The 2,561-nt window shown below is 39.2% G+C and carries 4 protein-coding genes; all 4 read left to right on the forward strand.

Translation table 11 applies throughout. The annotated features are described in order from the left end of the window. Window positions 1-53 precede the first annotated feature (53 nt). The 4 genes from CBG25_RS21335 to CBG25_RS05360 all read left to right on the forward strand — a co-directional run bounded on the left by CBG25_RS21335 (window position 54) and on the right by CBG25_RS05360 (window position 2,326). A complete protein-coding gene (locus tag CBG25_RS21335) occupies window positions 54-176 on the forward strand; it encodes a hypothetical protein (RefSeq protein WP_366212712.1) in 123 nt (40 codons plus the stop codon). Continuing rightward, window positions 118-552, forward strand: coding sequence for a regulatory protein RecX (locus tag CBG25_RS05350; RefSeq protein WP_290605087.1), 435 nt, complete (start codon window positions 118-120; stop codon window positions 550-552). The genes CBG25_RS21335 and CBG25_RS05350 overlap by 59 nt, the downstream gene beginning before the upstream one ends. 236 nt (window positions 553-788) lie before the next feature. Further along, entirely contained in the window at window positions 789-1,781 is a 993-nt protein-coding gene (gene parM / locus CBG25_RS05355) for a plasmid segregation protein ParM domain-containing protein (RefSeq protein ID WP_290605091.1), read from the forward strand. Further along, window positions 1,778-2,326: a plasmid partitioning/stability family protein gene (locus CBG25_RS05360; protein WP_290605094.1), complete on the forward strand. Its 549-nt coding sequence runs from the start codon at window positions 1,778-1,780 to the stop codon at window positions 2,324-2,326. Before parM ends, CBG25_RS05360 begins: the two co-directional genes overlap by 4 nt. The last annotated feature ends 235 nt before the right edge of the window (window positions 2,327-2,561 follow it).

Here is a 2,561-nt window from a genome sequence, read left to right on the forward strand (position 1 = left end):
AAAAACAAGAAAATAAAATAATCTCGGGCATCCGTATTACGGTTGAACACGCCATCGCGGGTATCAAGCGCTTCGGTTGTATGACCCAAATTTTACGGAATCGTAGACCCTTTATTGATGATACCTTTTTACTCCTTAGTGCCGGTCTTTGGAATTTCCATCTCAGAACAGCCTAAAATTTACTTCAATCACCGAAATACCCTTATTTCACTATTAAGCAACACGCTTGTTGACCGTGTTGTTCGGCGGTTAAGTGATAACCACTATCTCAACGATACACAGTTAATTAATATCCTTATAGATAAACACATTAAAAAACTCCATGGCCCAACGAGAATAAAGCAGGAAATCAGGCAAAAAGGCTTTCCGCAAGAATTGATTGAACAAAAAATAGAGGCGTCCGGCATAGACTGGTATTCGATGGCTAAAGAAGCAAGGATAAAAAAATTTTCTGACACGCCTCCCACAGAGCAAAAAGAGAAAGCAAAGCAGATCCGCTACCTTCAGTACAAAGGGTTTTCTATGGATATGATCTTTGAAGCCTTTAGTTAAATGGATGCTTTAATGAAGGTGTAATTTAATGTAGGATACATAAAAAAACACACCATAATCACACCTAAATTGTGTTTTTTAGACAAAAAACGACAAAAAAACACCTTATTAAAAATAAATTATCAAATTTAAACACCTTAACTAGGTGTTTAAAAACAAAAAAATTGAAAAATATACTCAAATGGTGTACATTTTTAAAATGTTAACATGTTTTCACACCACAAAAGGGGTAATTTATGCTGAAAGTGTTTTGCGACGACGGCTCCACGGCTATCAAGCTATGCTGGCAAGATGAACCTAATCAGGAGCTAAAAAATTTAGTCAGTCAAAACACCTTCAACGAAGGGTGGAAACCGGGCGGATTCGCGTCTGATCCCATCTATAACTATGAAGTGGACGGACTAAAATACAGCTTTTCCAAAGCATCAGCAGACGTGATACCCACCACGAATACTGATTTTCAATACCGCACAGAAAATCTACTTTCAGTACACCATGCACTCCAACTATCTGGCCTCACACCACAGGAGATCGAACTTTGGGTAACGTTGCCAATCAGTGAGTACTACAGCGACGATGCACAGGAAAATACGGCCAATATCCAACGTAAAATCAGGAATCTCCAACGCCCGATTACCCTGAACAAAGGGCAGGTTTTTACCTTTGGAAAAATTCGGGTCTACCCTGAATCTGTTCCCGCCGTAGTATCAGCACTACAGATGGATAATGTTCATGCATTAGAGCAATCCTTACTCGTCGATTTGGGCGGAACAACGCTTGACTGTGGCGTAATAGAAGGACAATTTGACAGCATCGCAAAGATATCCGGTGAAGCAGGAACAGGCGTAAGTCTGGTTATCAAGCACGTACAGGACGCGTTGTTAAAAGCTGATACCCCAAGTAATTATCATGTAGCTGATACTATCATCAGGGCAATAATGGCAGGAAATGATGATGATATCATGCCACTTATCAATAATGTTAAACACGTAGCAGCCGTGAAAACTGCGTTTGAAGTCTCAAAGACTAGATTAATAGAAAAAGTTATCCAACATGTCGAACAACATTATCGTGGATTTCATCGCATATACCTAACTGGCGGCGGTGCCGAGTACCTTTATCCCGCATTTAAAGCACACTGGAGTACGCTCAAAAACAAAGTAAAAAAGTTAGATACACCGCAGCTTGCTCTTGTCAAGGCGCTTGCTGAAATGGGTAAACAGCAATGAGTAAGACAAAGAAATATTATTTCTATCTTAATACAGATAAAGATGAACAAGCTACGGCTATTGCACATCTTGATCAACTTGGACAAGGAAAAAAAAGCGAAACGATAAAAAACGTGATTCTTTCTGGCTTCAGTTTGAAAAAAATTGATGAGCGTTTACCCTTACTCGTTGCTTCTCTTCTTGCAAAACCAACATCGTTATCAACACTGGCTAACATCATTGGCGTGCTTTCTCCTGACTACAATTTTTCTCATGTAAATAACGGCAAAGAAAGTGAAATTGTCGCATGGCAAAAACGAGTACGCGACCCTTTATTACCTGATAATCGATGGAGTGCATGGATATCCATAACGGAATCAGAATACGCTTCATTAATAGCTAAAAATAATACAGATACGCAGGTTCGCACTTTAATTGGAGCCATTAATGGCGATCTTGTCAATGACTCTTCATGTAAAAAATCGGTTTTATCAGAAGTAAAACCAATGGCATCATCAATACAAAATCCGGTTATCAGTAAAGCCAATAAATTATTCAATACTTAATTTTTTTCAAAAAAAATTCAGTGTATACAATTCAGCAATACTGCCAACTTCTATTGGGCACCTCGAAAAACCTAAGCCGAGTTTGATTTTGCTGATAAAGTTATCGGAAGCTGGTCTACTGAGCTAACCACCATGAAGAAACGCAGCGCCATTAAGAATGACCTCTTTGCAAACCAGTATCACCAACAGACGATCGACAAGTTGGGTGACCCGCTGGTCAAGATCGAAACCTGTA

Source organism: Arsenophonus sp. ENCA, assembly GCF_002287155.1.
Classification (GTDB): domain Bacteria; phylum Pseudomonadota; class Gammaproteobacteria; order Enterobacterales; family Enterobacteriaceae; genus Arsenophonus; species Arsenophonus nilaparvatae.

What these genes read in the sequence shown, in the direction of transcription:
- CBG25_RS05360 (WP_290605094.1), top strand. Translation starts at nt 1,778, where the DNA reads ATGAGTAAGACAAAGAAATATTATTTCTATCTTAATACAGATAAAGAT.
- parM (WP_290605091.1), top strand. Translation starts at nt 789, where the DNA reads ATGCTGAAAGTGTTTTGCGACGACGGCTCCACGGCTATCAAGCTATGC.
- CBG25_RS05350 (WP_290605087.1), top strand. Translation starts at nt 118, where the DNA reads ATGATACCTTTTTACTCCTTAGTGCCGGTCTTTGGAATTTCCATCTCA.